Annotated in this window: 4 protein-coding genes; all 4 read right to left on the bottom strand. The window is 43.6% G+C overall.

Annotated features, from left to right (window positions below; genetic code table 11):
- Positions 1 to 391: 391 nt before the first annotated feature.
- Positions 392 to 1,477, bottom strand: a complete 1,086-nt coding sequence (locus IH879_19905) for a GHMP kinase (GenBank protein ID MCH7677193.1) — start codon at positions 1,475 to 1,477, stop codon at positions 392 to 394.
- Between the two features lie 267 nt (positions 1,478 to 1,744).
- Entirely contained in the window at positions 1,745 to 2,440 is a 696-nt protein-coding gene (locus IH879_19900; GenBank protein ID MCH7677192.1) for a hypothetical protein, read from the bottom strand.
- A 20-nt stretch (positions 2,441 to 2,460) separates the two neighbouring features.
- On the bottom strand, positions 2,461 to 3,804 hold the full coding sequence (locus tag IH879_19895) for a phenylacetate--CoA ligase family protein (protein ID MCH7677191.1): 1,344 nt from the start codon (positions 3,802 to 3,804) through the stop codon (positions 2,461 to 2,463).
- A 19-nt stretch (positions 3,805 to 3,823) separates the two neighbouring features.
- Entirely contained in the window at positions 3,824 to 4,636 is an 813-nt protein-coding gene (locus IH879_19890) for a methyltransferase domain-containing protein (GenBank protein ID MCH7677190.1), read from the bottom strand.
- Between the last annotated feature and the right edge of the window lie 167 nt (positions 4,637 to 4,803).

The raw sequence follows: 4,803 nt of genomic DNA, 5'->3' as shown, positions 1-4,803 counted from the left end.
ATGAGCAGGTATAGCAGGAAAAAGCAGAGCACAATCCGCCAATCAATGGTCTGCATTCTGTAAGGTTTCCTCCCGCGATTCTTTCGATATTAAAAATTAAAAATGGCTGCAGGTTTTATTTTACGTAAATGTATTCTCAGAATATGTCACCCCTACGGGGTTTCTGGTCTTCATTATACCCCGATTTGCTATAAACATGTCACCCCTCTGGGGTGATCTGGCAAAAGAGCCGACTGTTTTTGTTGACAACCCCGTATTCGACGGCGTGGAATATTTATAGAAAAATGTCCATCCTAAACCTCAAAACCCCCTAGAGCCTGCCCTGAGCTTGTCGAAGGGGGTGACATATTGCTGCTACCTAAAATCGAATCTACACCCTTAAAAATTGAACTTATTCTATCCTAACTCCGCCATCGACGATTACAATGTACGCCTTGCCGCCCGCTTTTTCAATAACCTTAACGATTTCGTCCGGATTTTCGGGCGCATAAACAAACATACACCCTCCGCCTCCGGAACCATTGATTTTGCCACCAACCGCACCTGCTGCAATGGCATTTTTAAGCATGTGATTAATTTTCGGAGTACTGACTTTGAGCTTTTTATCCAAAACTTGCTGGTGCTCAGTTAGTAGTTTGCCAAATTCACGATGATCAAAGCGCGCCTTATTTAGAATGTTGAATGCAGTCAGGGTCATATCCCGGTTTAGTATTGCGCTGGTCAGAAGCTCAAACTGCGAGTTCGTCACAAACTGACTGTACATTTGTAAAGATACATATGAGACCGTTTTTAAGTTAAACTCTCGATCCTCTTTTTTGATAGCCTCGATGGCAGAAAGAACACCGTCTCTGCTACGGCTTAAAATAAGTTTTGTATCCTTCGGTTCGCCGGAATCGCCCAAAACAAATGTTCCGAGTTGATTTTTCATTTTCACGACCTTGACCGGTTCGACAAAATCAATATACAAAACTCCTCCGACAGCGGTTGCATATTGATCCATCATGCCCCCGGGTCCACCAAATTCTTCTACCTCTGCCAGGTAAGCAAGCCGGGCTATTTTCTCCGGATCCTGAACTGTAGAATTTGAATCCCCGTTCACTTCAATCAAGAATTTTACCCAGGCGACATTGAGGGCGGAAGAAGAAGAGGTACCTGAGTTAATGGGAATCTTGCCACGCACCGTACATTCACAGCCATTTTCAATTTTGATTCCCGCACGCCGGACAACATTCAACACACTTTTGAAAGTATCCCGTTCTCCGGCATAGGTGGCTTCCGCTCCATCTTCGGGCAGACCGAATTTTTCTGCGGAGCCGATATCGGGCAAATTCAGGTGAATCACACGGTCATTTCTGGGATGTCCGGATAGTGTCACTCTTAAGTTAATCGCTGCTGTGATAACCGGGAGTTTTAGATAATCCTGGTGTTCTCCAAACAGGCAAATTCTTCCCGGTGCAGAAACTTTTAGTTTTCTCATACATTCTCGGTAGACGTTGGACGGATAGCAGAGCCGGAATTTTACAACTTATTTTCGTTTCGTAAAAACTTCTGACGTAAGATGCAACCCCGAGAACGGGTTCACGCAGCAAGCTTTTAATTAAAATCTTTCTTCCCGAACCAGAGCAGGCAAAGCAAGGAGAGGACTGAATTAGTGATCGCGAATTTCGCAGGTGTGAGTTGTCTAAAATATGGCTGGAAATTTAAATATGCAAGGATATACTTAATGAGGTTTCTAAAATTACTTTCAAACTAATGATGAATAGGTTTTGAAGTGTCGACGGAATTTCCACCTCAACGGGCCTCTTCCTATATATCCAATCACTCCGAAACGTTGATAACCTGTCTTCGACAGCGCATGTACAGCTGGCCGGTTCTCAGGCAGAACACAACCTACGTGTCTCCGAAAGCCGGCTTTACGAAAATATCTTACTGTGTATTCGATGCCGGCGGGAAAGATGTTCTTACCTCTGAAACCAGATAAGGTGAAAGTGTCATAGGTATAGATTTCATCAGGAGCAAGTCCAAGATCTAACGCAAGATAGTCAATTCGGGCGACTTGCTGAACAGCCCAGCAAGCGTAAACTATGCTACCTTCATATCTGCCAACAAAGCACAAATGTCCGGCCAGCAAGCGGCGGCTGATTTCAGATTCAGTTTGATCGGGACGAAAACGAAGATATTCGTCCAAGTCTGTCTGATTAAGTACAGAGAATTTTATCGGCAGAACCATCTTCACATTTTCTGTTAGCTCATCGAGATGCAATGTTACGAGAAGCAAGCGACGATAAACAATCTCACCCAAAATTTTGAACCATAGGCTCCTGATGCCCTCCTCCTTGAATACTTTGATAACTCGTTTGTATAAATTGTTCTTCGTCTCTCTCGCCACTTTATTTTCTACAGATTTGCTAAATGTTCTTTCAATATTAGATACTTTCAATGATGCACCTGCTATGCTTATCAAATTACGTTGGATTTACAATATGACATGACTGACCTGAATTTGCCTCCATTTTGTCGTGGCAACTCGTCATAAAAGTCAGCTTCAATAATCGCGGAGTGGCCTAACACTTCACGCAGGTCGGCAAGAATACCCCTTAAAAATCCATGATGAGCTTCTTGACCCGCGGTAACAAGTTTCAACTCAAAACGCAGCGGCTCGTGCTGGATGAGCTGGTATTGCAAAACTTCATTTTTCTGCTTAAAAATACTCCACACGACTCTTGGGTGTACAAACTGTCCGTCTGGAAGAACGATAATATCCTCAACACGACCCTCAACATCGGATAACAATGAAAGGGTTCGACCGCAGGAACATTTCTGGCTGGAGATTGAGGCGATGTCTCCAAGGCGGTAGTTTAAAAGAACCGTCCCGCGATTGACCAGATTGGAAATTACCACTTCACCTTTTTTATCGTCGGCAACTTTTTCTCCATCAGCATTCACGATCTTAACGTGACAAAGGTCTTCATGCAAATGAAAACTTTCTCTGGCTTCACAGAAAAATCCTATCTTAAAGCACTCCATGGCCTGGTAGGTTGAAAGAACCGGGACGCCGAATTTCTCTTCAATGAAATTTCTGCCAGCGTTCGTCATGGCATCCCCCCCGTAAAGCACCACTTGAGGAAGATGCACACTTATTCCCAGCGAATCAAGTGTCTTAAAAAAAGCTTCCAGATAAGAACCATAGCTTATGAGTACATTGGGCCGGAAACGGTTGAGCTCCTCCACAACAGACTCCACCGTCTTTGAGATCGGAATTAAGAGTCGCTGCGGTCTAAGTGGGATATAGGTCTTCTTCTCATAAAAATCCCAGACTTTCGTTGATGCACATCCAGCATAGCCGATAAGAGCCTCCTTACAACCAACTGTTCGACCACAAATCCCGGATACCACTTTCCGCTGTCTCTCACCAAAAGCGATATTGGCCAGTAAGGAATTTGGATCGTGATGGATATTCAGCGGCAGTCCGGTAGAACCACTGGTTAAGAAAGCAATAGAGTTTTTCCCTTGCGATGAAGTGGAAAGGAACCGAGAGGGGTCTTTTCTCAGTTCGTGCTTATCTACCAAAGGAAGCATATCGAGATCTGCAACCGTCCTTATCTTACCAGGATCGATTCCCTCCCTTTGAAAAAGGCTGCGGTAATAAGGAACTGTCGTGGCCGCATATTGCACAATTTTTCGAAGCCGCTTATCACGAAGTTCATGTAATTTTTTTTCGGAAAAATAAGGAATTCTGTGTTGCGCTCTAAGGTTAGAAAAAACCACAGCATTTCCATAGAGTTTATCCAGTAATTGCATCATATTTTGTGCCTGGTGGTTCTCAGGACCTTTTAACCGCCTTTATCGCTACGAACTGACCGGTAAGCAATTGGGTGGGCCATTTCGAAAGGTGTTCAAAAGCCATTAAATATCGCAAAAATTTGTGCTGCACAAATTTGTTTGAATACTTTTCAAGAATCCTGGCAATCAACACAGCAATAAAACGGGGAAAGTGCATAATACCCCTAACTTCAACCACTTCAAAATTCAATTTTTCGAGCGCCTCGCGCAAGCGATCGGGACTGAAAGTTTTCCCGACATAATAGGGTACTATCCCAAGCGAATTAAGTAGGTTAAAAGGAAGCGCATTTCGTAATGCCACAAACGGATTTAAACCGTTATCAAGAGTCAGCAAAAGTTGCCCCCCGGTTCGGAGGATGCGTTCAAGCTCCTTCAGAGCCCTGAGAATTTCATCAGATGATTTAAAATGATCCAGGGTAGAATTGGAAATAATAACATCAAATGTTTTGTCGGCAATTGGTAAGGACCGGGTGTCCGCTTTGAGCGTCCGTAAATTTGGGTTACTTTTTTTAGCTGACCGAGCTGTTGCGAAAGATACATCGATACCAAAAGTAGTTTTGACCGGCAATGTTAAAGAAGAAATTATTCCTTCACTGCAGGCCTCATCAAACAAGTCGGTCTTGAGCACATGCTTATACTCTACTGAGGGCAACCACTCTGAAAGCAGGTCAATATTAACCTGGTCGCTATGGCAGCGCCACAGCTTCTGTGGCCGATTCTCCTGCCAGGTATTAGCAATATCCTCCCAGTAATTCGTTAGGTCGCGAGTTAATATCTCACTTCTCTGGATCATTTTACATCATTCTTCTATTAACCGTATAATTAGTTAGTTTAGAAGTAAGTCACAATCAACCGGTTTGCAGAAACTTTTGACAAAAGATTGGGGAAATCCGAATATCTAAGAGATAATTTTGAGGCACAACGCAGTTGTCATGGGATGACACCGTGATACTTGTAGAA

This window comes from candidate division KSB1 bacterium (genome assembly GCA_022562085.1).
Classification (GTDB): domain Bacteria; phylum Zhuqueibacterota; class Zhuqueibacteria; order Oceanimicrobiales; family Oceanimicrobiaceae; genus Oceanimicrobium.
Note: the sequence above shows the minus strand (reverse complement) of the source record. Positions and strands in the feature narration are given on the sequence as shown.